Source organism: Methylobacterium sp. E-005, from assembly GCF_022829725.1.
Lineage (GTDB): Bacteria > Pseudomonadota > Alphaproteobacteria > Rhizobiales > Beijerinckiaceae > Methylobacterium.
On the sequence record NZ_JAKSYG010000026.1, the window covers coordinates 58899 to 83764 of the forward strand.

General features: G+C 70.2%; 23 protein-coding genes and 1 pseudogene. 17 read left to right on the plus strand and 7 right to left on the minus strand.

The features are described 5' to 3' along the window. Positions 1–208 precede the first annotated feature (208 nt). Both MKK88_RS01720 and MKK88_RS01725 read right to left on the minus strand, forming a co-directional pair. Positions 209–1517, minus strand: a pseudogene (locus MKK88_RS01720) (MFS transporter). Positions 1518–1726: 209 nt separating this feature from the next. Then, positions 1727–2143: a VOC family protein gene (locus MKK88_RS01725; RefSeq protein ID WP_243996861.1), complete on the minus strand. Its 417-nt coding sequence runs from the start codon at positions 2141–2143 to the stop codon at positions 1727–1729. Between the two features lie 119 nt (positions 2144–2262). On the opposite strand from MKK88_RS01725, the gene MKK88_RS01730 reads away from it, so the two are divergent. From MKK88_RS01730 to MKK88_RS01750, 5 genes are all read left to right on the plus strand, one after another. Further along, positions 2263–3291, plus strand: coding sequence for a LysR substrate-binding domain-containing protein (locus tag MKK88_RS01730; RefSeq protein WP_243996862.1), 1029 nt, complete (start codon positions 2263–2265; stop codon positions 3289–3291). Beyond that, on the plus strand, positions 3267–4193 hold the full coding sequence (locus tag MKK88_RS01735) for a LysR family transcriptional regulator (RefSeq protein WP_243996863.1): 927 nt from the start codon (positions 3267–3269) through the stop codon (positions 4191–4193). The genes MKK88_RS01730 and MKK88_RS01735 overlap by 25 nt, the downstream gene beginning before the upstream one ends. Before the next feature lie 69 nt (positions 4194–4262). Next, entirely contained in the window at positions 4263–5078 is an 816-nt protein-coding gene (locus MKK88_RS01740) for a putative hydro-lyase (protein WP_243996864.1), read from the plus strand. A 33-nt stretch (positions 5079–5111) separates the two neighbouring features. Beyond that, the gene (locus MKK88_RS01745; protein ID WP_243996865.1) at positions 5112–5381 is read left to right on the plus strand and encodes a hypothetical protein; all 270 of its coding nucleotides are present in this window, start codon (positions 5112–5114) and stop codon (positions 5379–5381) included. After that, on the plus strand, positions 5378–5569 hold the full coding sequence (locus tag MKK88_RS01750) for a hypothetical protein (protein ID WP_243996866.1): 192 nt from the start codon (positions 5378–5380) through the stop codon (positions 5567–5569). The genes MKK88_RS01745 and MKK88_RS01750 overlap by 4 nt, the downstream gene beginning before the upstream one ends. 64 nt (positions 5570–5633) lie before the next feature. Here the strand turns inward: MKK88_RS01750 and MKK88_RS01755 are convergent, their stop codons facing one another. Both MKK88_RS01755 and alr read right to left on the minus strand, forming a co-directional pair. Then, positions 5634–6893, minus strand: a complete 1260-nt coding sequence (locus MKK88_RS01755; RefSeq protein WP_243996867.1) for a D-amino acid dehydrogenase — start codon at positions 6891–6893, stop codon at positions 5634–5636. An 8-nt stretch (positions 6894–6901) separates the two neighbouring features. Then, positions 6902–8035, minus strand: coding sequence for an alanine racemase (gene alr / locus MKK88_RS01760; RefSeq protein WP_243996868.1), 1134 nt, complete (start codon positions 8033–8035; stop codon positions 6902–6904). A gap of 147 nt (positions 8036–8182) precedes the next feature. On the opposite strand from alr, the gene MKK88_RS01765 reads away from it, so the two are divergent. From MKK88_RS01765 to MKK88_RS01795, 7 genes are all read left to right on the plus strand, one after another. Then, a complete protein-coding gene (locus tag MKK88_RS01765) occupies positions 8183–8632 on the plus strand; it encodes an Lrp/AsnC family transcriptional regulator (protein ID WP_243996869.1) in 450 nt (149 codons plus the stop codon). Between the two features lie 13 nt (positions 8633–8645). After that, entirely contained in the window at positions 8646–9881 is a 1236-nt protein-coding gene (locus MKK88_RS01770; protein ID WP_243996870.1) for an amidohydrolase, read from the plus strand. Continuing rightward, positions 9878–10789 carry a LysR family transcriptional regulator gene (locus MKK88_RS01775; protein WP_243996871.1) on the plus strand — a complete coding sequence of 304 codons (912 nt, stop codon included), beginning with the start codon at positions 9878–9880 and terminating at the stop codon, positions 10787–10789. The genes MKK88_RS01770 and MKK88_RS01775 overlap by 4 nt, the downstream gene beginning before the upstream one ends. Positions 10790–10890: 101 nt before the next feature. Beyond that, positions 10891–11775, plus strand: coding sequence for an NAD(P)-dependent oxidoreductase (locus MKK88_RS01780; RefSeq protein ID WP_243996872.1), 885 nt, complete (start codon positions 10891–10893; stop codon positions 11773–11775). After that, positions 11775–13313 carry an aldehyde dehydrogenase family protein gene (locus MKK88_RS01785; protein ID WP_243996873.1) on the plus strand — a complete coding sequence of 513 codons (1539 nt, stop codon included), beginning with the start codon at positions 11775–11777 and terminating at the stop codon, positions 13311–13313. Before MKK88_RS01780 ends, MKK88_RS01785 begins: the two co-directional genes overlap by 1 nt. A gap of 334 nt (positions 13314–13647) precedes the next feature. Further along, a complete protein-coding gene (locus MKK88_RS01790) occupies positions 13648–15018 on the plus strand; it encodes a DUF3100 domain-containing protein (protein WP_409566604.1) in 1371 nt (456 codons plus the stop codon). A 486-nt stretch (positions 15019–15504) separates the two neighbouring features. Further along, on the plus strand, positions 15505–16059 hold the full coding sequence (locus MKK88_RS01795) for a hypothetical protein (protein ID WP_243996875.1): 555 nt from the start codon (positions 15505–15507) through the stop codon (positions 16057–16059). 55 nt (positions 16060–16114) lie between these two features. Here the strand turns inward: MKK88_RS01795 and MKK88_RS01800 are convergent, their stop codons facing one another. The 3 genes from MKK88_RS01800 to MKK88_RS01810 form a co-directional block, all read right to left on the minus strand. Further along, complete coding sequence (locus tag MKK88_RS01800; protein WP_243996876.1) at positions 16115–16618, minus strand: hypothetical protein; 504 nt, start codon at positions 16616–16618, stop codon at positions 16115–16117. Between the two features lie 295 nt (positions 16619–16913). Further along, on the minus strand, positions 16914–17261 hold the full coding sequence (locus MKK88_RS01805; RefSeq protein WP_243996877.1) for a hypothetical protein: 348 nt from the start codon (positions 17259–17261) through the stop codon (positions 16914–16916). Between the two features lie 81 nt (positions 17262–17342). Beyond that, positions 17343–17606, minus strand: a complete 264-nt coding sequence (locus MKK88_RS01810) for a hypothetical protein (RefSeq protein WP_243996878.1) — start codon at positions 17604–17606, stop codon at positions 17343–17345. Between the two features lie 350 nt (positions 17607–17956). Here MKK88_RS01810 and tauA point away from each other — a divergent pair, with 350 nt between their 5' ends. The 5 genes from tauA to MKK88_RS01835 all read left to right on the plus strand — a co-directional run bounded on the left by tauA (position 17957) and on the right by MKK88_RS01835 (position 24359). Continuing rightward, positions 17957–18997: a taurine ABC transporter substrate-binding protein gene (gene tauA, locus MKK88_RS01815; RefSeq protein ID WP_243996879.1), complete on the plus strand. Its 1041-nt coding sequence runs from the start codon at positions 17957–17959 to the stop codon at positions 18995–18997. Positions 18998–19018: 21 nt separating this feature from the next. Continuing rightward, entirely contained in the window at positions 19019–19810 is a 792-nt protein-coding gene (locus tag MKK88_RS01820; RefSeq protein ID WP_243996880.1) for a taurine ABC transporter ATP-binding protein, read from the plus strand. Next, the gene (locus MKK88_RS01825) at positions 19807–20649 is read left to right on the plus strand and encodes an ABC transporter permease subunit (protein WP_243996881.1); all 843 of its coding nucleotides are present in this window, start codon (positions 19807–19809) and stop codon (positions 20647–20649) included. The genes MKK88_RS01820 and MKK88_RS01825 overlap by 4 nt, the downstream gene beginning before the upstream one ends. A 575-nt stretch (positions 20650–21224) precedes the next feature. Next, positions 21225–23918, plus strand: coding sequence for a PAS domain S-box protein (locus tag MKK88_RS01830; RefSeq protein WP_243996882.1), 2694 nt, complete (start codon positions 21225–21227; stop codon positions 23916–23918). 66 nt (positions 23919–23984) lie between these two features. Beyond that, on the plus strand, positions 23985–24359 hold the full coding sequence (locus MKK88_RS01835; protein ID WP_243996883.1) for a response regulator: 375 nt from the start codon (positions 23985–23987) through the stop codon (positions 24357–24359). Positions 24360–24866 lie beyond the last annotated feature (507 nt).

A 24866-nucleotide genomic window follows, 5' to 3' on the forward strand; every position in this document is an offset into this window, starting at 1 on the left:
CGCCGGTGCGCCGCTCCGGGGGGACCTATGGCAGGGGCTTGAGTCCACCCTGACCGAAGCGGGAGGACGATGGGCAGGGTGTTCGACACCCTGCAGCCCCGCGAGGCCACCGGAATGCGCGCGGCGATCGAGGCGGTGGGTGCGCGGATCCTGGGTCCGATGCGTGTGATCCATACGGGTCCGCCTTCCATCGCTTCGACACGATGGCTCAGCGACGCCCGCCCTTCCAGGGCGGCATCAGCATCGTGAGCAGGGCGCCGAGGATCATGAAGGCGCTCGTGGCCCACATGCCCCCATTGGTGCTGTGCGTCGTCTCCCGGATCCAGCCCACGGCGAACGGGCTGACGAAGCCGGCGATCGCGCCGATGGAATTGATGATGGCGATACCGGCGGCCGCTTCCACGCCCGACAGGAAGAGCGGGGGCAGGATCCAGAACAGGGCCGTCACGGTGTAGCAGCCCCCTGCCGCCACGCAGAGCGCCAACAGGGCGGCTGTGACGTTCCCGGCGAAGAACGTGCTTGTGGCGAGGCCTATGGCCCCGACCACGAACGGGACGACCAGATGCCAGCGACGCTCGTTCCGTCGATCCGAGCTTCGCGCGGTCAGCAGCATGCAAACGATCGCGACTCCGAACGGGATGGCGCTGAACAACCCGATGGCGAGCGGGCCCTGGACGCCGGCTTGCGCGATCAGCGTCGGCAACCAGAACGACAGGCCATACTGCCCGATCGCCTGGCAGAAGGCGATGATCGAGAGCAGCGCCACGATCCCCGACACACCATGGGACAGGCGGCCGTGCCCGGCCGGTTGCGGGAGATCGCCCCGAATGTCAGTCTCGATGAGGTTCTTTTCCGCCCCCGTCAGCCAAGCGGCCTTCGCAGGATTGTCGTCGAGACAGAACAGGATCACGATGCCCAGAATCAGGGATGGGAGCGCTTCGATCAGGAAGAGCCATTGCCACCCGTGAAGACCACCCGCCGTGTGGAACGTCGCGAGGATGTATCCGGACAGCGGTCCGCCGATGAGCCCCGACAGGGGGATGGCGCAGATGAACAGGGCGACGACCCGGGCGCGCCGCACGGCGGGGAACCAATAGGTGAGATACAAGATCACGCCGGGATAGAAGCCCGCTTCGGCAGCACCGAGCAGGAAGCGCAGCGTATAGAAGTGCCATTCGGTCTGAACGAAAGCGAAAGCGCCGGAGATGATCCCCCACAGGATCATGATGCGGGATAGGGTCAGGCGCGCGCCGGCGCTTCATCAGCAGATTGCTCGGGGTTTCGAAGATGAAATATCCCAAGAAGAACAGCCCGGCGCCAAACCCGTAGGCCGCTTCGCTGAACCCCAGATCGCCGAGCATCGTCAGCTTCGCAAAGCCGATATTCACGCGATCCAGGAACGCGGCGACGTAGCACACCATCAGCAAGGGGATCAGCCGCAGCATCACCTTCCGGTACGGATCGAATGAGCGTTCGCCGGCAATCGGCACGGCGCTGTGTGTGGTGTCTGTGCTCATAGCGCGCGCCTCAATGCTTAACGTTTGCCCCATGCCGGCAGTCGAGAGGTGGCAACAATCGTGCCGGGGGTGAGACGACCAAAATATTGTTCAATGAAACTGTCTTATTGTCTCAATCAGCAGCCATCATGCGCCGATTGTTTAGAATCGGCGCATGATGTTGTGAACGAGAATGATCGAGTCTTGGCAAATAGCCGCCGTGCCGCGGGTCAGTTCGCCTCGAACAATCCGTCGAGGGAACGGAAGCCCTTGATCTCGATGGGGTTGCCTGACGGATCGCGGAAGAACATCGTCCACTGCTCTCCGGGCTGACCCTCGAAGCGGACCATCGGCTCCAGCACGAAGGCGACATTCTTGGCCTTGAGGCGCTCGGCGAGGGGCTTCCAGTCCGCGAGTTCCAGGGCGACACCCAGATGCGGCATCGGCACGAGATGCTCGCCGACGCGTCCGGTGCTCGCCACGGCGAACGGCTCGCCGAGGTGAAGCGAGATCTCGTGCCCGAAGAAGTTGAAGTCGACCCAGGTCGGCGCGCTCCGGCCCTCCTGGCACCCCAGCACCCCGCCATAGAACCGGCGCGTCTCATCCAGGTCGCGGACGTTGTAGGCCAAGTGGAAGAAGCTGCGCATGGTTTTCCCCTGTCGGCGCGGCACGCGCCCGCGATGGGCCGGTCCTGCCGCTTGTAAGCGTGGCTGGAACGGGTGATGAGTTCGGTGTTGACGGTTTCAGACCCAGCCGGAGGCTTGTTGTGGAGACGCGCTTCCTCGAGACGTTCGTCGCCGTCGCCGAACGCGGATCGGTCGCGGCGGCGGCCCGCGCCCAGGGGCTGACCGCGACCAGCGTGGCGCAACGGCTTCAGGCTTTGGAGGACAATCTGGCCGTCCGCCTCGTCACCCGGGTCGGGCGGGAGATCAAACTGACCCCCGTGGGCGATCGGCTCCTGGATCAGGCGCGGCGCATCCTCGCCGAGGTTCATGCGCTCAAGGCCGATGCCTCGGCCAGGCTCGGCGACGCGCTTGTCGGAACCCTGCGCATCGGCGCGATCTCCACCGTGCTGACCGGGCTGCTTCCGGACGTGATTGGCCGTTGGGCCACCGAGCATCCGGCCCTCGATCTGCAGATTTCCCCCGGCTCCTCGGCGCTCCTGCACGAGGGGCTCATGGAGGGCCGCTACGATGTGGTGATCGCGGCGGCGCCCCCCTTCGCCCTGCCGAAGACCGTCCGCGCGCATGGTCTGCGGGTGGAGCCCCTGGTCTGTCTGTTCCCCGAACGGCTAACCGTCGCGGCGCAGGGCGGCGAGGGCGCGATCCGTGAGATCCTCACGACCGAACGGTTCATCCGCTACGACGCGCTGTCCTGGGGCGGCCGTCTCTGTGACGCGTATCTGCGCGACAAGCGCATCCGGACTCGCGAGCTGTGCTCCCTGGACGCCCTGGAGGCGATCGCCCTGCTGGTCGAGCGGGGCGTCGGAGCGACCCTCGTGCCGGACTGGGCGCCGCCCTGGCCTGATGTTCCGTCCTGCCGGAAGATCGTGGTGCCGGATCAGGCCTATGCGCGCCAGATCCTGCTGACGCATCCCGCCACGACCCGCTATGGCCATATCATCGAGGCCCTGATGCAGGCCCTCGCCCCCGTCGGCCGGCAAGCGCGCGACTCCCGGCCCACGCACCCGCAACCGATCGTCCCGGGCTCGAGCCGGGCGCAGGCAAGAGGCCGCAACCCGTCCCGGGATGAGGCTCGTGGAACCACGCCATGTCCGATTTCGTCCCGGACCTGAGAACGATCCAGATCTTCTACTGGACCGCGACCCTCGGCAGCTTCAGCGCCGCCGCCAAACGGCTCAACACCACGCAGCCGGCCGTCTCGCACAGGATCGCGGCCCTGGAACGCGCCTTCGGGCTGACGCTCATCAACCGCCTTCCGCGCAGTCTCAGCCTGACGCCCAAGGGCCATGAGCTCCTGGGCTATGCCGAGCGCGTCCTGCGCCTGCACGGCGAGATGGTCGCCGCCATCACCGCACCGGCGAGCACCAGCGGCAGCCTTCGCCTCGGCGTGTCCGAGACCATCGTCCACACTTGGCTGACATCGTTCATCGAGGTCATGGGGCGGACCTATCCGGGTATCGCCATCGACCTCGCGGTCGACGTCTCGCCGAACATGCGCGAGGCCCTGCTGCGGCGCGATCTCGACCTCGCGTTTCTGGTCGGCCCGGTCACGACCCCGAAGCTCGTGAACGTGTCACTCGGCCACTTCGACACCGCCTGGATCGCATCCCCCAGCCTCGTGGGCGCGGCCGGGCCGATCGGGCTGGCCGACCTCACGCGCCATCCGATCATCACGTTCCCGCCCAACACGACGCCCTACGCGCAACTGCGCGACCTGCTGATCCAGGCGGATCTCCCGCCGCCGCGCCTCTACACCAGCGCCTCCCTCTCGGCGATCATTCGCATGGCGATCGAAGGCACCGGCATCGGGGCCATGCCGGTGGACGCCGTTCTGCCCGAGATCGAACGCGGGCAGCTGCGCGTGCTCGACGCATCCGTCAGCCTCCCGGCGGTCAGTTTCGTGGCGGCCTACGAGAATGCCCCCGACAACCGGTTGAGCGCCGCGGCGGCGGCCATGGCCAAAGCGGTGGCGGACGATTGGTTTGCCATGAGCCGGCATTATGGATTGTCATGAACAATCATGATTTGCCGTCATCTGCACACCGGATAGGCTTGCTAAACATTTGAGCGAGCACGGTAGGCGATGGCCTCTGATCCCAAGACCCAGGCCGCTGATCCGACATCGGCCACCGGCACGGCGGTTCGCCTCGCCTGCCGCGGCGGGGCGATTGCCGGATGTACCGCCGGGATGGCCAACGGTTATGTGCAGGGTAATCTGGCGGTCTTTCCCGAGCGGATCGCCGACGATTTCCGCCTGTTCGCCGAACGCAACCCGAAATCCTGTCCGGTCATCGGCGAGTCCAAGCCGGGCCGCCGCGACATCCCGGAGCTTGGCCTCGACCTCGATATCGCCACCGATCTCCCCCTGTACCGGGTGTGGCGCGGCGGGGAGCTGGTCGACGAATTGCCCGACGTGAGATCCGTCTGGCGCGACGACCTCGTGGCGTTCGTGATCGGCTGCTCGTTCTCGTTCGAGGCGGCGATGCTGGAGGCCGGCCTGCCGCTGCGCCATGTCGAGCGCGGCACGCATGTCGCGATGTATCGCACCAGCATCCCGTGCGCGCCGGCCGGACCGTTTGCGGGGCCGATGGTGGTGTCGATGCGGCCGCTGACCCCCGCGCAGGCGATTCAGGCGGTCCAGGTCACGGCGCGCTACCCCCGGGTCCACGGCGCGCCCGTGCATCTCGCGCGGCCGGACCTGATCGGCATCAAGGACCTGCAGCAGGTCGATTACGGGGATCCGGTGCCGGTCGGCCCGGACGAGATCCCGGTGTTCTGGGCCTGCGGCGTCACCCCGCAATCCGTGATCGCGGCGGCCCGCCCGGATTTCGCCATCACCCATGCACCCGGCTGCATGCTCGTCACGGATCGCCTCAACACCGAGTTCGCGACGGGCTGAGTGTGACGGCGACCGGAACGCCCCGCCTCCTCGATGCGGGCGAGGCCGCGGCTGCCCCATCCGGCCGACGCTGTGATGATCGGCGGCCTCGCGGCCGTGGCAACCGTCCCCATGCCGACCGGCGGGTACGTCCCCGGCGCCACGCCCGCCCGCCTTTACGCCCCCGAACGGGCCGTAAACCTCCTCGTGCGACCGGGCGACGACATCCGCTTCGAGGCGATCGACGCCGAGACGTTTGCCGCCCTCGCCGCCCGGGGGCGACGGGCGAGCGGGTGGTGCGGCACGCAGGGGGTGTTCCGGTGAGCGTGCTGGCAATCGAGGCTGCCCGGCCGGAGGTGACCCTCCAGGAGGGCGGCCGGCACGGCTATCCGCGCTTCGGCATCGCCGCGGCGCGCGCGATGGACCCCCAGATGTTCGCCACGGCGAACCGGGCGGTCGGCAATCCCCGCGACGCCACGCGATCGAGGTCTCGACGGGTGGCCTCGCCGTGAGCGCCTCCGAGGGGCCGCCGAGCATCGCGGTGGTGTCGCGTCGGGCGGTGCACGCAACCCGTCTTCACGCGGCGTAGCGGTCGAGCGCCAGATCGTCGCTCGCGATCTCCGGGGCGCGACCGGATACGAGGTCGGCGAGCAGGCGGCCCGAGCCGCAGGCCATGGTCCAGCCCAGCGTGCCGTGACCGGTGTTGGTGAACAGGTTCCCGACCCGCGTGCCCCCGACGATCGGCGTACCGTCCGGCGTCATCGGCCGCAGGCCGGTCCAGAACGCGGCCCGGTCGAGGTCGCCGCCCGCGGGGAAGAGATCCTGCACCGAGCGCGCGAGGGTCTCGCGGCGCGGCCCGCGCAGGGCACTGCTGAAGCCGGCGAGCTCGGCGGTGCCGCCGACGCGGATCCGGTCGCCGAGCCGGGTGATCGCGACCTTGTAGGTCTCGTCCATCACCGTCGAGACCGGCGCGGCCGCCGCATCGGTGATCGGCAGCGTCAGGGAATAGCCCTTCACCGGGTAGACCGGCAGGGCGATCCCGAGGGGGCGCAGCAGGGCCGGGGTGTAGCTGCCCAAAGCCGCCACGTAGGCATCCGCCCGCAGGAGGGCGCCGTCCGCGGTCTCGACCGCCGTCACCCGGTCGCCGGCCTGGTGCAGGCGCGCGATCCCCGTCCGGTAGCGGAAGGTCACGCCGAGGCCCTCGCAGAGCGCGGCGAGGCGCTGCGTGAACAGGTGGGCGTCGCCGGTCTCGTCGCCCGGCAGCCGCAGGCCGCCGACGAACACGCCGCGCACGGCGGCGAGGGCCGGCTCGGCAGCGATGCAGCCGGTCGGATCCAGCACCGTGTAGGGCACGCCGTAGGCGTCGAGGACGCGGGTGTCGTCGCCGACATGGTCGAGCTGCTTCTGCGTCCGGAAGAGCTGCAGCGTGCCCTTCTCCCGGTGGTCGTAGGCGATGCCGGTCTCGGTGCGCAGGTCGCGCAGCGCGTCGCGGCTGTACTCGGCGAGGCGGACCATGCGGCCCTTGTTCCGCTGGTAGGCCTCCTCGGTGCAGTTCGCGAGCATGCGCGTGAGCCACGCGTAGAGGCGCGGCTCGAGCCGCGGCCACAGCACCAGGGGGCGGTGCCGCATCATCAGCCACTTGAGCGCCTTCACGGGGATCCCGGGCGCCGCCCAGGGGGCCGAATAGCCGGGCGAGACCTGCCCGGCATTGGCGAAGCTGGTCTCCAGGCCGGCGCCGGGCTGGCGCTCCAGCACGGTGACCTGATGGCCGGCCCGGGCGAGGTAGTAGGCCGAGGTGACGCCGACGACGCCGCCGCCGAGGATGAGGACGTGCATGGCGGGCCTCAGGCTCCGAGATAGACGCGGTGGAAGCGGTGGCCGAGGTTGGTCAGGACCTCGTAGCCGATGGTGCCGGCGGTGGCCGCGACGGCATCGACGTCGCGCTCCGGTCCGATCAGGTCGACGAGCGTCCCCGGCCCGAGGGTGCCGGGCGCCACGTCGGTGACGTCGAGGACGAGGCTGTCCATCGAGACGCGTCCGACCATCGGCAGGCGGGCGCCGCCGAACCACGCCGCGCCGTCGGTGGTGCTGCGGAAAAACCCGTCCGCGTAGCCGATCGCGACCGTGGCGAGGCGGCTGTCCCGGGTGACTGTGGCCGCGTGGCCGTAGCCGACCGGCGTCCCCGCCGGGACGCGGCGTGTCTGCATCACCCGGGCCCGCAGGCCGATCACGGGGCGCATCGGATTGGGCACGCCCTCCTGCGGGGCGATCCCGTAGAGGGCGGCGCCGGGGCGCACCAGGTCGAAGTGGAAATCCGGACCGAGGAAGATCCCCGATGAGGCCGCGAGGCTCGCCGGCACCGCGGGCAGGCGTCGGCGGACGGCCCGGAAGGCGGACAGCTGCGCCGCGTTGACCGGGCTGTCCGGCTCGCCCGCGCAGGCGAGGTGGCTCATCACCAGCCGCAGGTCGAGGCCCGCGAGGGCATCAGGCTCGTCGAGGAGCGTGCCGACTTCCTCCGGCGCGAAGCCGAAGCGGGCCATGCCGGTGTCGATTTGGAGGATCACCGGCAGGCGCCGGCCGAGGCGCCGGGCGAGAGACTGCCAGCCGTCGCGCTGGGATTCATCGTTCAGGACGGGGACGAGGTCGTGGTCCGCGCAGGTCGCCTCGCTGCCCGGGGCGGTACCGTTGAGCACGGCGATCACCGGTCCGGCTCCGAGGATGGACCGGAGGGCCACGCCCTCGCCGACCTGGGCGACGAAGAAGCGCCGGCAGCCCGCGGCGGCCAGGACCGGCGCGACCCGGTCGGCGCCGAGCCCGTAGGCATCTGCCTTGACGACGGCCGCGCAGGTCGCCGTCCCCGCCCGTGCGGCGAGCCGGCGGTAATTCTCCGCGATGGCCGCGAGATCGATCGTGAGGAGGGCGGAGGCCGTCCCGGCCGGACCCGGATCCGGCTGGAGCTCGCGCTCGATCATGCTCATGGCGGCCCTCGGGACAGCGCTGCGACGCAATACCGGAAGGCTACACGAAGGATCATCGAAGGGGCGTGCGTGCTGTCGAAGAGATTTGAGTTCGAAGCTTGGCCGTGCAACGTTCTGCGGCGAGTTCGAAGTTCCTGCGAGTCGGACGTGGACGAGATCGACCGCCGTATCATCCAGGCCCTGCGGGGCAACGGCCGGATCAGCAACGCGGATCTCGCCGCGGCGGTCGGCCTGTCGGCCTCCGCCTGCCATCGCCGCGTGCGGCTGCTGGAGGAAACCGGGATCATCCGGGGCTACACGGCGCTGATCGGCGGCGCGGTCGATGGGCCGGGCCTCGTGGTCCTCACCCAGTTCACCCTGGACCGCCAGACCGAGGATTATCTCAACCGGTTCGAGGCGGCTGTCCGGCGCTGTCCCGAGGTGCAGGATTGCTATCTGATGACCGGGACGGCCGATTACCTCGTGAAGCTCAAGGTGATCGATGCGGCCGATTACGAGCGGCTGCACAAGGATGTCCTGTCGCGCCTGCCGGGGGTCGCGCGGCTGCAATCGAGCTTCGCCATCCGGACCGTCGTGGCGGCGGGCCGGCCGCTCTGAAGGGAGGCCCGCCGTGACGTCGATCGCCGAACCATGCGTGGACGCCCCCTGCGACCTGCGCCTCGATGGCGCCACGCTCGCCGACGGAAGCCGGGCGACGATCGACATCCGGGGCGATTACGTGGCGGCGCTGCGGGATCCCGGCGCGCCGCTGCCGCCCGCCGGTCGCACGATCGATCTCGGCGGCGCCCTGGTGCTGCCGGGCCTGTCGGACGGGCACGTCCATCTCGACAAGTGCCTGTTCGGACTGCCGTGGCGCCCGCACGCGGCGGCGGGGTCGGTCCGCGCGATCATCGAGGATGAAAAGGCGTTCCGCCGGGCCACGCGGATCCCGCTCGCCGAGCAGGGCGCCGAGGCGCTCCTCGAACGCATGCTCCGTGGCGGCACGACGAGCCTGCGGACCCATGTCGACATCGATGACGTGACGCGGCTCGACCACCTCGCCCAGATCCTCGACCTGCGGGCGCGCTGGGCCGACCGGCTGCAGATCCAGATCGTCGCCTTCCCGCAGAGCGGGATCCTGGGCTGCCCGCCGGTTGCGGGCGATCTGGACGCAGCCCTACGGATGGGCGCCGACCTCGTCGGCGGCCTCGACCCCGTCGGCATCGACCGCGACCGCGACGGTCACCTGGACATCGTCTTCGCCCTGGCCGAGCGGCACGGAAGGGGCATCGACATCCACCTTCACGACGGCGGCGCGGCCGGGCTCGATACGATCGCGGCAATCGCGGCGCGCACCGCGGCGGCTGGGCTCGGCGGCCGGGTCACGATCAGCCACGCCTTCGCCCTCGCAGAGGCCGACGACCGGGAACTCGGCCGGCTCGCGGAGGCCCTGAACCGGGCCGGCGTCGCCATCCTCAGCAGCGTGCCGGGCGGGCGCCGATGCCCACCGATCCTGCGATTGCGTGAGCTCGGCGTCCCGGTCTGCCTCGGCACCGACAACGTCCGCGACTGCTGGAACCCCGCCACCGTCACCAGCATGGTGGCCCGCGCCCAGCTCGCCGCCTACCGGTTCGACCTGCGCACCGACGCGGACCTCGCGGCTTTGCTGGCGCCGATCACCGTCACCCCGGCACGGGTTCTGGGCCTCGGCCCAGGCGTCATCGCGCCCGGCGCGCGGGCCGACCTGATCGCCTTCGCGGCCGGCGGCGTGCCGCAGGTCATCGTGGAGCGCCAGGAGCCCGTGCTCGTCGTAGCGCGGGGCGCCGTGGCGGTCGACCGGCGCGGCGCCGGGGACCCGCCGCCGTGAACGACCGCGCACTGCGCTACCTGCTGGCCGTCGTGCGGGCGGGCTCGGTCCGGGCGGCGGCCGAGGTGCTGAACGTCGCCGCCTCGGCGGTGAGCCGGCAGATCATCGAGCTGGAGGCGCAGGTCGGCGAGACCCTGCTCGAGCGCCTGCCCCGGGGCGTGGTCCCCACGGAGGCCGGGCGTCTCGTCGCCGCACACGCGCAGCGGCAGGCCGACGAGGCGGCGCTGCTGGAGGACCAGCTGAAGCGCCTGCGCGGGGTGCAGCGGGGCACGATCAGCCTGCGCTGCGGCGCCGGCTTCCTGATCGACCTCCTCGACAACGCCCTGGCGGGCTTCGCCCAGGCCCATCCGGGCATCGCCTATCAGGTCGAGATCGGCACCACCGATGGGATCCTGGCGGCCATCGCCCGGGGCGACGCGGATATCGGCCTCGTCTACAACCCGCCCGCGCATCCGGATGTCCGCGGAATCATCTCCGCCCGGCAGCCGCTGCTCGCCATCCTGCCGAAGGGCCATCCCCTCGCCGACGGGGCGGCGCCGATCCCCCTGCGCAGCTTCGCCACCGAGCCCGCCGCCCTCCTGCCCCCCGACCACGGCGTGCGGCAGCTGATCGGCCGCGTCGAGGCCGACGGCGGCTTCCGGCTGGTGCCGCGGCTGGAGACGGCCGCGTTCGAGCTGCACCGCCGCTTCGTGATGGCCGCGATGGGCGTCGCGTTCCTGCCCCGCTTCGTGGTCGCGGCCGAGCTGCGCGACGGCCTCCTCGCGGCGGTGCCGCTGCGCGACGCGATCCTGTCGGAGGCGAGCGCCCATCTGGTCATCCGGGCCGGACGGCGCCTGCCCGAGGGCGCGGCGCGCCTGCTCGGCTGGCTGGCCGACCACATGGTGGCGTTCCGACCGCCGCCGGCCTGACGAGAGCGTGCGCAAATTTCGCACGGATCGTGCAAAAATCGGTTGTTGTCGCAACGCTTGATTGCCGGAACGATGGGGCCGCTTCGTGAGGACGGATCGGCATGACCATCGCAACGGTAGGGGTCGTCGGGCTCGGCAATATGGGTCTGGGCATGGCCGCGACCCTGGCCCGTAAGGGCTTCGCGGTCCTCGGCTACGACATCGACGCGGGCCGGCGCCCCGCCGCCGAGGCGGCCGGCGTCACCGTGCTCGACGCCCTCAACGACGTGCTCGGCCGGGCCGACGCCCTGGTGTTCTCGCTGCCCCTGGCCCGGGACGTGGAGGCGGTGGTCACCGCGGAGGGCGGGCTCCTGTCCCGGACCGACCGGAAGGTGGTGGTGATCGACACCTCGACCTCGGATCCCGGCACGACCCGGCGCCTCGCCGAGCGCCTCGCCGCGGCCGGTCACGCGCTCCTCGACGCGCCGGTGAGCGGCGGCCCATCCGGCGCCGCCGAGGGCACCCTGACCATGATGATCGGCGGGGCGGAGGCGGATTACGAACTGGCCCGGCCGGTTCTGGAGGCCATGTCGGCCCGCGCGCCGCATGTCGGGCCGTCGGGCGCCGGCAACATCGTCAAGCTCGTCAACAACCTGCTGGTGGCGGCCCATCTCGTGACCACCGGCGAGGCCCTGCGCCTGTCGGAGGCCGCCGGCCTCTCGGCCGAGGAGGCCGTCAAGGTCGTCAACACCGCCACCGGCCGCAGCGCGATCAGCGAGGTCATGGTCCCGCGCTGGGTCCAGTCCGGCACCTTCGACAGCGGCTTCTCGGCCGGCCTGATGCGCAAGGACGTGCGCCTCGCCCTCGACCTCGCCGCCGAATGCGGGATCGACCTGCCGCTCTCCGCCGAGGTCAAGCGCATCTGGCAGGCGACGCAGGCCGCCATCCCCGACACGGCCGACTTCACCCGCATGGCCGATTACCGCGATCCCAAGGGAGCCCACTGATGTCCGGCACGTCCCATTCGCCCGCCGCAGACCGGGTCGCCACCCTCCTGGCCGACCTGCTGCCGGGCGGCCGCATCGGCAGTGTCGTGGCCGGCGAGATCCTCGAAGGGACGGGCGCCAGCCTCGACCTGATCAACCCCGCCGATGGCGGCGTGCTGGCGACCTTCGCCGATGCTGGCCCGTCGGTCGTCGAGGCCGCCATGGCGGCGGCCCGCGACGCCCAGCGCGCGTGGTGGGGGATGAGCGCCGCCGCCCGCGGCCGGGCACTCTGGGCGGTCGCCGCCCTGGTCCGGCAGCATGCCGGTGCGCTCGCCGAGCTGGAGACCCTCTCGGCCGGCAAGCCGATCCGCGACACGCGCGGCGAGGTCGCCAAGGTCGCCGAGATGTTCGAGTACTACGCCGGCTGGTGCGACAAGCTGCACGGCGACGTCATCCCGGTCCCGACCTCGCACCTGAACTACACAAGCCACGAGCCCTTCGGCACCGTGGTGCAGATCACCCCCTGGAACGCGCCGATCTTCACCGCGGGCTGGCAGATCGCGCCGGCGATCTGCGCCGGCAACGCCGTGGTGCTGAAGCCCTCCGAGCTGACGCCCCTGACCTCGCTGGCGCTGGGCCTGCTCTGCGACCGGGCCGAGGGGATACCCCGCGGCCTCGTCTCGGTGCTGGCGGGCGCCGGCCCGACCACCGGCGCCGCGGCGGTCGCCCATCCCGAGACCCGGCTCGTCGTGTTCGTGGGCTCGGCCGAGGCGGGCGCGCAGATCGCCGCCGCGGCGGCCCGCGCCATCGTGCCGAGCGTTCTGGAGCTCGGCGGCAAGTCGGCTAACATCGTGTTCGCCGACGCCGACCTCGACCGGGCGCTGATCGGCGCGCAGGCCGCGATCTTCGGCGGCGCCGGGCAGAGCTGCGTGGCCGGCTCCCGGCTCCTCGTGCACCGCTCGATCCACGCGTCCTTCGTCGAGCGCCTGTCCCACGCCGCCGCGCGCATCCCGGTGGGCGCCCCGACCGACCCGGCGACGCAGATCGGCCCGATCAACAACCGGCGCCAGCGGGACAAGATCGCCGAGATGGTCGAGGCCGCCGCGGGGGCCGGCGCGACCATCGCGGCGGGCGGGGCCTGCCCGGCGGCCCTGCGCGACACGGGCGGCTTCTACTACGGCCCGACCATCGTGGACGGCGTCGCGCCGGACGCGGCGATCGCCCGGGAGGAGGTGTTCGGCCCGGTCCTCACGGTCCTGCCGTTCGACGGCGAGGACGAGGCGGTCGCACTCGCCAACGGCACGCCCTACGGCCTCGCCGGCGCGGTCTGGACCGGCGATGGCGGGCGCGGCCACCGGGTCGCGGCGGCTCTGCGGGCCGGCACCGTCTGGGTCAACGGCTACAAGACCATCAACGTGGCCTCGCCGTTCGGCGGCTTCGGCCGCTCGGGCTTCGGCCGCTCCTCCGGCCGCGAGGCGCTGATGGCCTACACGCAGACCAAGAGCGTCTGGGTCGAGACCGCCGCCGCGCCCGCCGTGACCTTCGGCTACGTGGGCTAGGCCGGTCTCGCGAGGAGAACCGGCGACCAACCAGGGACGACAACGGAGGAAGCGCCGGACCGACCAAGGCGCACGACCCTCATCCCACCCAACCCCCTCATCCTGAGGTGCTGCGAAGCAGCCTCGAAGGCGGGCTCCAGGGATCGCAGGTCCATCTGGAGGGCTCCTTCGAGGCCCGCTGACGCGGGCACCTCAGGATGGGGGGGTGGACGGCCGGTCGGAAGCGGACCGGTGAATGCGCCCCGCGAGCCGGGTCGACCGAGAGGATCACCCGACAAGCCGGCGATCAAGACCGGCAGGCGGAGCAACGGGCAACCCCGGGAGGGCATGGAGGATGACGATGGCGGGCGAACTCTTCGCAACGAATACGCGGCCGGTCGCGCAGCCCGTCTCGGGCGGCGGCAAACTCACGCTGTTCCTGCTCGCCCTCGTCATCGTCGTCATCGCGGAGGCGATCGGCAACGTCAGCATCCCGGTGGGCGCCGGCAAGATCGTGCTGCTGCCGCTGCTCTGGGCCCTGCTGCTGGGCGGCGCGCTGGGGCTGATGAGCCCCCGCCTGCCCGCGCCGCTGCGGCTGTCGGGCGCGCTGCAGAACGCGGCCGGCGCGTATCTCCAGCCAGCGCTGCTGATCTTCATCGCCAAGCTCGGCCTGCTCGTCGGCGGGTCGCTGCCAAAGATCCTGGCCTCGGGCTGGGCCCTGGCCTTCCAGGAATTCGGCCACTTCTTCGGCACGATGGTGTTCGGCCTGCCGGTCGCGCTCCTGCTCGGCATCAAGCGCGAGGCGATCGGCGCGACCTTCTCGGTCGGCCGCGAGCCGAGCCTCGCCATCATCGGCGAGCGCTACGGCATGGATTCACCGGAGGGCCGCGGCGTGCTGGCCGAGTACCTGACCGGCACGGTGTTCGGCGCGGTGTTCATCGCCCTGCTGGCCGGGCTGATCGCCAGCCTGAAGATCTTCAACCCGCTGGCCCTGGCCATGGGCGCCGGCGTCGGCTCTGGCAGCATGATGGCCGCCGCCTCGGGGGCGATCGCGGCCCAGCAGACGCCCGAGGTCGCCAGGGACGTCGCCACCTTCGCGGCGGCCAGCAACCTCGTCACCACGACGATCGGCACGTATTTCACCCTGTTCCTGTCGCTGCCCTTCACGATCTGGGCCTACGGCAAGCTGGAGCCGATCCTCGGCCGCAACCGGCCGGATGCCGCCCGCCCGGCGGCCGCCGAACCGGAGGCTGCCACGCCCGCCCATCAGGAGGTGCGGATCGGCCTCGCCGAGACCGTGCTGGCCTGGATCCTGATCGGCGCCTACGGGCTGATCGGCAACTGGCTGACCTACGGCGTCGTCCCCGACGCGCCCGCCGTGGCCGGGATGGCGATCATCGTCGGCACCGTGCTGGCCGGCTGGAGCCTCTACCGGCTCCTCGGCCGGCGCCTGCCCGCGGTCCTCTGGGTCTCGATCATCGGCATGGCTCTGACCTATCCCGGCACGCCCTACGCGGCCGAGATCGCCGCCCTGACCGGCAAGCTCAACTTCCTGGCGCTGGCCACGCCGATCCTGACCTTCGCGGGGCTCTCGGTCGCCAAGGACGTGCCGGCCTTCCGCCGCCTGGGCTGGCGGATCGTCGTGGTCTCGTTCCTGGCCAATGCCGGGACGTTCCTCGGCGCGGTCCTGATCGCGCAAGTCTTCATGCACGCGCCGCTGGGGTGAAGAGCCGCGTCGCCCGGCGTAGGGCCCGGGCGGGGAATCGCGTGCTGCGGTGGCCCCGGCATCGGAGAGGGATCGCACGCGCCTCGCGGTGAGCCCGTTAGGCGTCCTGGGCGCCCGGCGCGGTGCAGGCCTGCGGCCACGTGGTGATGCTGCTCGGCGCGGTCTCGATCGCTCCGGCCGTTCCGGGACCCGTCAATCCACGGACCGCGCCACGGGCCGGACCTGCCGCCGGGACCCTGCGCGACCCCGAACGGCGTCCGGACTCAGGATCGGAAGCCGCGCGATCGCGGAGCGGTCACGGTTGGAGGACGGCAGGACTGGTTCTTCATCGACACCACGACGTGCCGGGCCGCCCCGATCCCCGACCAGGGCGAGCGCGCCGTCACGAGTCATCTTCGCCAAGCGAGTCCTGTAGCGCATTCATTCACAATATGGCCGTAAATAGACTGTTTAACCCGCCGCATCAGATCAATCGTAGGCCAAATTGTGATCGTATTTCGCTACATACTACTTGGTTTTTCCGCCCTGGCGGCACTTATTTTGATGATGGTCTGGATTTTTTCCGGACGCGCCTTCGATCTCGTGCTGTTCATCGCGCTGGCATTCCTTATAGCGAATGCAGTCTACATTTTCTCATCTCGCCCAGTCGTGAGGACGAGCGACATTCTTGCCCGCGCCTCGACGGGTTTTGCACTCGCGTCGCTGGAGCTACAGCACCACGCGCAAGAGGCACAGATCCGCGAAGTCGAGGCCGAGAAGCGGCGCCTGGCAGAGGCCGAATACAATCGGCAGAAGCTTCATGTCGCCAAAGAGATGCTGCAGCATCTGCGCCCGAAACTGCTGCTGGAGCGGAGAGAAGCGGCCGAGCGTCCTCAGATTACACATCAGACGCGTTCAGAGCCCGTTGCGCCACCCAAGCCGCCGTCCGGCCCGGACACGGCAGACAACGTTCGGCTCTCCCATGGTCGCGACGCGGTCGAGAAGCCGGTTCCGCCCACCGCCCAGATGGGGACGATGCCGTCCCCCATCGTCGTCAACTGAGGTGAAGGCAGCGGACCGCGCCGCGCACGACGCGGCGTCCGAGGCTTGAGCGGCCCTATTCGGCAGCCTCCGCCTGTTCGCTGTCCTCCTCTTCGCCCTCGGCAGGGTCTTCGTTCGAAGCGTCGGACGCCGCCGTGCCGGCGCGGTACCTGTCGCCATGGCGCTCCAGCTCGCCGCTGCTGGACATCACGCTGAGGTACGTGTTCAGGGTGTTGGCTGCCACGCCCGTCAGACGCTCCGTGATCTCGGTATGCGTCAGCCCCTGCGGTCCGGCTTCCTCAAGCAAGGCCTTCAGCCGTCCCTTGGCTGAGTTGGCCCGGGGGCCGCGGGGCCCACGTCCCGCGCGAGGCTGATCCTCACCCGTCGACGCGCGCCGGCGGCTCGTCGGCTCGGACATCAGCTCGTCCATCGGGGCCCCTTCCACGATCGCCGCGAGCGACCGCTCGGCGAGGCGGAGTTTCGTCAGCTCGGCCCCGACCCGCTCATACTCAGCCTGAAGGATCTCGCGCTGATGCCTCACATTGGTCAGGGCCTTCGCGAGCGTATCGTCATGTGCCATGGGTGTATCGACTTCTTCGTTTCCAAGATCAGTCTTCAGAGGCGCAGTCGCAAACCGTATCATTGCGCCGCCTCAGGATTCTCAGTGTACCGCAGGTAGCCCCGGCCCGTGAGCCGGTCCATCACGGCGTGGGAGATGGCTTCCGGACGGGGGAGCTTCGGATCGGGCCGCCCTGCGATCCGAGCATCCTGTGGATCGGAGGCGGCAAGCGGCCTATCCATCGCCGGAAGGCGCATGCGACCGTGCCCTACGGCCCCTGCGCCGGCCCGAGCGATGGCGTTGATGCCGTCGCCCATCAGACCCGTGTCGCCCGCAAAGCCTCTTCCACCAAACGGCGGATGGCTTCGGAGCGCTTCGGGCGGTCCGGCTGTCGATCAGACCAGGCGTCGATCTCGGCGCGCATTTCAGGCGACAATCGAATTGAGGTCACCGGATCCTTGCCGGTGGCGGGACGCCCCCGCTTCTTCGGTGTCCCCTCGATCGGCATCAGCATCCCATAAAGGTATGACAGAAAGCCGGCCGGAGCAAGATTGCGGCCGCTTCCCAGCCCGAGCCGTGAACCGTCTGGGAGTTCCGTCACGTCGCGATCCAGAACCCTATACCGCCCCCGGCGGCGGTGAATGGCCGCCCGTGCCTTCGGCATCGTCAGGACCGCGCGGCCGCCCGTCAGGATGGGCCGGGTGCTGACATCGGCCCCGATCGTGACGGACGCATCGTTGGCGGCTCAGGGCCCCTCTGCGTGATTACGCATCACGCTTGCTGGCAGCAAAGCATAATCGATCAGCTCCTTGGCGGTCGCGCCCGAGATGCCGCGAGGATCCTCGGTGCCGACAATCTTCAGGTTTTCAGCCAGCATCCGGATGACCGTATCCCGCTGCGTATCGGTCATCAGCGCGATCACGGTGCCTAACGTGGTCTGCAGGACCTGAAACCGCACCGTCAGATCGCGAAGCTCTTCGAGCAGGATGTTTTCCATGGGGGAGGACAAGGCAATCTCCGGTGCCTGAGTGTACGACCCATGTAGTGCAGCCCAGCGATCTAGCCGCCCCTTACGAAGGCCAGTCGCGCAACCCGTGCGGGGGGCGCCGGGCCAGGGCGCCCGTCCGTCGCGGCGCCCGTCCTTCGCCACGAGCGAGCGCCGCGGCTGGCCGGCCAGATCCGAAGCGGTGCCCGAGCCGCATCCGGTTGGCGGTTGCGGGGGCTTGTCGGGCCTGGCGGAGTCCGCCGGCGCGGATTTGGGCCGCGTCTGGCCTCTTGTGCACGGGGCTTGCCTTGTCAGACCCTGTCGCCGGCAAACCGAAGGGCATCGACTCGGGATGCCGGAGGGGGAGTGTGGACATGGACAGTGCAAGACCGCGAACGAACCCGCGCCGCTCCGTCGGGCGAGCAACCCTGGCCGCCCTGTCGGCGCTGACGCCCCTGGTTCTGGGCCTCCTCGCGCCCGTCCCCGCGCGGGCGGTCGAGAAGTCGGTCACCTTCGCCCACCAGGACATGGTGGTCCCGTTCCGGGCCCTGATGGCCTCGGGGGCGATCGAGAAGGCCACCGGCTACACGGTGACGTGGCGCAAGTTCGGCGGCGGCGGCGACGTGATCCGCGCCATGGCGTCGGGCAATGTCCAGATCGGCGAGGCGGGCTCCAGCCCGATCGCCGCGGCGGCCTCGCAGGGGCTCGACATTGCGCTGTTCTGGATCCTCGACGAGATCGCCGATGCCGAGCAGCTCGTGGCGCGCACCGGCCGCGGCATCACAAGCGTGGCCGACCTGCGCGGCAAGACCGTCGCGGTGCCGTTCGTGTCGACCTCCCACTACCAGCTGATCGCCGCCCTGGCGGAGGTCGGGCTCGGCCAGAAGGACGTGACGATCCTCAACATGCGTCCCCCTGAGATCGCCGCCGCCTGGGAGCGCGGCGACATCGACGCGACCTTCACCTGGGATCCGGTGCTCGCCCGGGTGAAGAAGTCCGGCACGGTGGTGCTCTCGGCCGGCGACATCGCCCGCAAGGGCAAGGCGACCTTCGACGGCCTCGTGGTCGACCGGGCCTGGGCGGAGCAGAACCGGGATTTCCTGGTCACGCTGGTCAAGCTGATCGCCGCCGGGGACGCCGCCTACGCGGCCAAGCCCTGGGCCGCCGATGCGCCCGAGGTGAAGGCGGTGGCCAGGATCACCGGCGCCGATCCCGCGGAGGTGCCGGCGAGCCTCGCGAGCTACCGCTTCCCGACCCTCGACGCGCAGGCCTCGCCGGCCTGGCTCGGCGGCGGGGCCGCCAAGGCCCTGACCGAGACCGCGGCATTCCTGAAGGCCCAGGGCCGCGTCCAGGCGCTCGCGCCGGATTACGGCCGGTTCGTCACCGGGGATTACGTGGCGGCGGCCCGGCAGTAAGCGGCGGCTTCGGAGGGCGGCATGATCGAGATCCGCAACGTCAGCGTCCATTACGGGGAGGGCGAGGCCGGCATCGTCGCCCTGTCGCAGGTGAACCTGACGATCCGGCCCGGGGAGTTCGTGGTCGCCCTCGGCGCCTCGGGCTGCGGCAAGACCACCCTGCTCTCGGCGATCGCGGGCTTCCTCGAACCGATCGAGGGCAGCATCCTGCTCGACGGCGTGCCGATCCGGGGGCCGGGGGCCGACCGGGGCGTCGTGTTCCAGCGCCACGCCCTCATGCCCTGGCTGAGCGTGGCTGAGAACGTGGCGTTCGGCCCCAAGCTGCGCGGCGTTCCCCGTCCGGAGCGGCGCCGGATCGCCCAGGCGATGCTCGACCTCGTCGGCCTCGCCGAATGCGCCGACCGGAAGGTCTACGAACTCTCCGGCGGCATGCAGCAGCGGGTCGGCATCGCCCGGGCGCTGGCCGGCGACCCACGCGCCCTGCTGATGGACGAGCCGCTGGGTGCCCTCGATGCGTTCACGCGCGAGCAGATCCAGGAACTGATCCTCCAGATCTGGCACCGGACCGGCAAGATGGCCTTCTTCATCACGCACGACGTCGAGGAGGCGGTGTTCCTGGCCACGAAGCTCCTGATCATGAGCCCGCGGCCGGGCCGCATCGTCGAGACGATCGACCTGCCGTTCTCGCGCGCGGTCGTGGCCGGGCGGGAGGCCCGGGCGGTCAAGTCGGACCCCGACTTCATCGCCGTGCGGGAGCGCGTGCTCGGGCGCATCCATCACCGGACCGATCCGGCGCTCGGGGGCGCCCGATGAGCGGCCTGCCCCTCGACGCGACGGCCGTGTCCGAACCGCGGCGGGCCCATCCCGGGCGCCGCATCCACCGCAGCAGGGCGCTGGTGCCGATCGTCAGCACCGCCACGGTGCTGACCTGCCTCGGCCTCTGGGCGGTCGCGACCCATAGCGGCTGGATCAAGCCGCTGTTCCTGCCGCCGCCGGAGGCAATCCTGTCGGCCCTGGGCCAGGCCTGGACCAGCGATCTGGACGGCGCCCCCCTCGGCATCCAGGTCCGCGACAGCCTGCTGCGCGTCCTCGGGGCCTTCGGGCTCGCCGCGCTGCTCGGCATCCCGGCCGGCCTGGCCATGGGGACGAGCCGGATCGCCCGGGGCATCCTCGATCCGCTGATCGAGTTCTACCGGCCGCTGCCGCCGCTCGCCTACCTGCCGCTGATGATCATCTGGTTCGGGATCGGCGAATTGTCGAAGGTGCTGTTGATCGTCCTCGCCTGCTTCGCCCCGGTGGCGCTGGCGACCCGCGCGGGCGTGCTCTCGGCCTCCGCCGATCAGATCAACGCGGCGCGCGCCCTCGGGGCGAGCCGCGCGCAGGTCCTGCGCTACGTGGTGCTCCCGGCGGCGCTGCCGGAGATCCTGATCGGCCTGCGGATCGGCATGGGGGTGGGCTGGACCACCCTGGTCGCCGCCGAGATGGTGGCGGCCCAGGCCGGGCTCGGCCAGCTCGTCCTCAACGCCTCCAACTTCCTGCGCACCGACGTGGTGGTGATGGGGATCCTGCTGATCGGCCTGTTCGCGACCCTGTTCGAGGTCGGCCTGCGCCTGCTCGAGCGGTGGCTGGTGCCCTGGAAGGGGAAGGCCTGAGGGCACCTGCAGCCCCCGGCCCGCTCACGCGCCGCCATCGGGATCTGTCGCGATGCCCGAGGCGCCCCAATCGACGGCGGGACGCCCCGGTCCGACCGCGCGTGAGCCACCCAGGGTCGAACGGATCCGGGAGCCTGACGCGCGGGCAGGCGCCCTTCTCCCGATCATGGGCGACCTCCTGGCCGCCTGCGCTGCCGGACACGCCTGGGCGCGGGGGCCGGCCCGTATGCCCAGCGGACCCGCGTTGATCCCCTCGCCGGCCTCGCGGGCGAGGCGGGGAGCCGCCGGAATCGATCCCCTGGCGGTAAGGGCGGGCATAGGCGGACGTTCCGGATCCGACCCAACCCAGCCGCTCGGACCGCCGTCGGCGCTCCTCCAAAGCGACCCTTCATCGATCCTCCGGCGACTTCGGATCGGGGTGAGACGCGCGTCAAGACGTGGCCGCGCGCGAACATCGTACGTGACATCGGTCGGCCTGTCCGAAGCTAATCTGGATCAATTGACCCGCCCGACTGCACAAGCCTCTTAGGGTCATGGCACAGGTCAACACGCTATGGCTTAGCGGAGACGGCGCAATGGCCGGCCTGATCCGTACCTTCGATTGGGCAGCGACGCCTCTTGGGCCGATCACCAATTGGCCGCAGAGCCTGAAGACGATCGTCAACCTGATGCTTGGCTCGTCCAGCATGATGAGCCTCCTCTGGGGAGTCGAGGCGATCCATCTCTACAACGACAGCTTCACCGCGCTGCTTCGAGAACACGGCGTCCAGGCTCTGGGGCGTTCGGCCTTCGAAACGTTCCCGCGATCGCGCGATGTGTTCGCCGCTGATGTCGCAGCCGGTATGGCTGGGCGGTCGGCTCGGCTGGTCAGCCAACGTTACCCCGTGCTTCGGAATGGCCACCTCCAAGATGCGTGGTTCGACGTGGAATATGCGCCCGTCCACGACGACAGCGGCTCTGTCGCCGGGGTCCTCTGGACGTTGAAGGAGACGACCGCACAGCATCTGGCGGAGCACGCCCTTCGCGGGAGCGAGGAGCGGCACCGCCTCTTGGTCGAGAGCTGGGCGCAGGCCGTGTGGGAGACCGATGCCGACGGCGTCGTCACCGTCGATAGCCCCAGTTGGCGCGCTTATACCGGCCAGACCCTTGAGGAGTGGCGCGGCTACGGCTGGCTGAACGCGATCCATCCCGATGACAGGGCCTATGCCGAGCGGCAATGGCGAGAGGCCATCGCGGCTCGCAACCTCGTCAACGCGGAGTTTCGCCTGCGTGCGCCCGACGGCGGCTGGCGCTGGACCAACGTCCGGGCCGCCCCCGCACGCAATGCGGAGGGGGGCATCGAGAGATGGGTCGGGTTGAACATCGACATCGACGTCCGCCAGCGTGCCGAGGCGGCGCTGCGCGCGAGCGAGACGCGGTTCCGAACGCTTGCCGATACCGCCCCCGCCCTGATCTGGCGCAACGACGAGACCGGCAAGAACCTCTTCATCAACCAGCATTTCCTCGACTTCGCGGGCAAGTCGGCGGAAGCGATCCGCGGCGAGGGCTGGCACACCCTCGTTCACCCGGACGAGGTCGGGAACTACGTCGCGGATTATCTGGCGGCGGTGCGTGACCGCCGGGCGTGGCAGAACCGGTATCGCATCCGGCGCTACGACGGGCAGTGGCGCTGGTTCGAGAATTACGCCCAGCCGCTGTTTGCCGAGGACGGCCGCTATCTCGGCCATGTCGGCGTCTCGATGGATATCACGGCCAACGTCGGTGCCGAAGCGGCGATGCGCGAGAGCCAGAAGCGGCAAGCCTTCCTGTTGAAGCTCAGCGACAAGCTACGCCTGCTCGACGATCCCCGCGATATCGCCGACACGGCATGCCGGTTGCTCGTCGACACGCTCGGCGGCAGTCGAGCGCAGTACACGGTTATGATCGATGATGCGCCGGGCGCAGAGGTGGCCGAGGTTCTGGGTGAGTACGTCCATTCCGGGATGCCGCTCGTCCGTCGGTTTCCCATGAATGCCTTCGGCATCGCGTTGGTCGACCTCCTCCGCTCCGGTCGGACCCTGACGCTGACCGACATCGAGACCGACACCAGGATCACGGAAGATCAGCGCGGCATGCATCGGATCGCCAATTCCCCGGCGGCCGTCATTGTGCCGCGCGTCAAGGACGGTCGCCTGGTCATCGCGTTGACCGTGCACAACCCTCGGCCCCGTCAGTGGACGGCGGATGAGATTGGTTTGGTGGAGGAGGTCGCCCAGCGCACCTGGGCGGCCGTCGAGCGCGCCCGGGCCGAGATGCGCCTGCGGGAGGGCGAGGCGCGGCTTCGACAGTTCGGCGAGGCTTCCTCCGATGTCCTCTGGATCCGCGACGCCGAGACCCTGCAGTGGATCTATCTCACGCCGGCCTTCGAGACGATCTACGGTCTCGATCGGGAGACCGCCCTGCGGAACGACAACATGGCGGGATGGCTCGAACTCATCGTTCCGGACGATCGGCAACACGCCCTGGATGCGATGACGCGCGTGCGGGCCGGTGAGCGTGTCACGTTCGAGTACCGCATCCGGCAACTCGGTAGCGGTACGGTCCGGTGGCTGCGCGACACCGATTTCCCGATGCAGAATGCGGCCGGGCAGGTTCGCTGGCTCGGTGGCGTCGGCCGCGACATCACCGCGGAGAAGGTGGCCATTCAGCATCAGGAGGTGCTGGTCAACGAGCTGCAGCACCGGGCGCGGAACCTCCTGGGCGTGGTTACCGCCGTGGCCGGCCGCACAGTGAAGCGGGGCGGCTCTGTCGAGGACTTCGAGGAACGGCTGCAGGCGCTCAGCCGTGCACAGGCGCTGCTCAGCCAAGCGGGCAGCGACACCGTCGAGGTCGGGGCGCTCGTCAGGGCCGAGCTGGCTGCGTACGCGAATGGGGCGTCGGACCGCGTGACGGTCGCGGGGCCGGAGGTCCATCTCAGGGCGCGGCAGGTTCAGAACTTCGCCCTGGCGGTGCACGAGTTGACCACCAACGCGGTGAAGTACGGCGCCCTGAAGGTCGAGACTGCCGAACTCCATGTGACATGGGCGGTGGTCCTTGACCGGCGCGAGCGTCGGCGACTGGCCCTGAGCTGGGTCGAGGGCGGCGTCGCCATCGATCCGGAGGCCACGTCACGCCGGGGCTACGGCACGGAGTTGATCCAAGAGGCGCTCGCCTACGCGATGGAGGCCGAGGTCGACTACGCGGTGGGTCCAGACGGGGTGCGGTGTCGGATCGAGATGCCCCTAACCTGATCTGTGTGAAGGCAGTCTCCCTCAGCGCGGTTAGCGTCAGGGGGCAGGTAGACGCGCGGAGTACCGATGCTTGACGCGGCCCGACCGCTCGGCGGCCGACGCATCCTCATCGTCGAGGACGAGTATCTCATCGCCATGGAGGTGAAGCGCTGGCTTCTGGCCGCCGGTGCCGAGGTGGTCGGGCCGGTCCCCAACGTGGAACGGGCTCTCGACGTGATCGCGGACGAAGGCCTCGACGCGGCGGTGCTCGACGTCAACCTCGATCATGGCGACACCGTCTACCCAGTCGCCGACAAATTGAGCGCCCTCGGCGTGCCGTACCTGTTCGCCACGGGTGACGTGAAGATCTCGTGCGCGGACGCTTACCGGCAGCGCCCGCGGCTGGAGAAGCCCTTCGGCGAGGCGGAGTTGCTGCAGGCGACAGCCGCGCTCGTCGCCTGATCCAATTGCCTCTCCGATCCGGCGCGGGTTGGGCAGCGGCCCCTCTGCAGGATTGCCCCTTGCCAGCGGACTGGCCGAAATCCCCCCTGAACCACCATTCGCCTTGCACCCCATGCCGGCGGTGTGAACCGCACGCGGCGGCGCCCAGGTCCGGCGATCGGAACAACGCAGGCACGAACACGGAAGACCCGCTGTCCTCTGTTGAGGCCGCGCGCCGGCCTGAGACCATCGCGGTGGGACCGTCCGGTTTTGGCGTTGCTCCTGTTCCTCCATGAGATCGCCGGCCTGCGGGGGGGGGGGGGAACATGGCCACCCGCGCCGCCCCCCGCAGCCGCCGGGCCCACCAGGCGAAGCAACATCCGCAGCCCGGGGCCCGGGCGTGGCCGGCTAGCCGGGGCCCCACGCGACACGCCCGGAAACCGAGAGGGGGACCACCGGCCAGGCGCCGCCCCGGGACACCAAGGCGCGCCGCATCGGTGCCCCGAACCGGCCAGCGGGCCGGGCGCG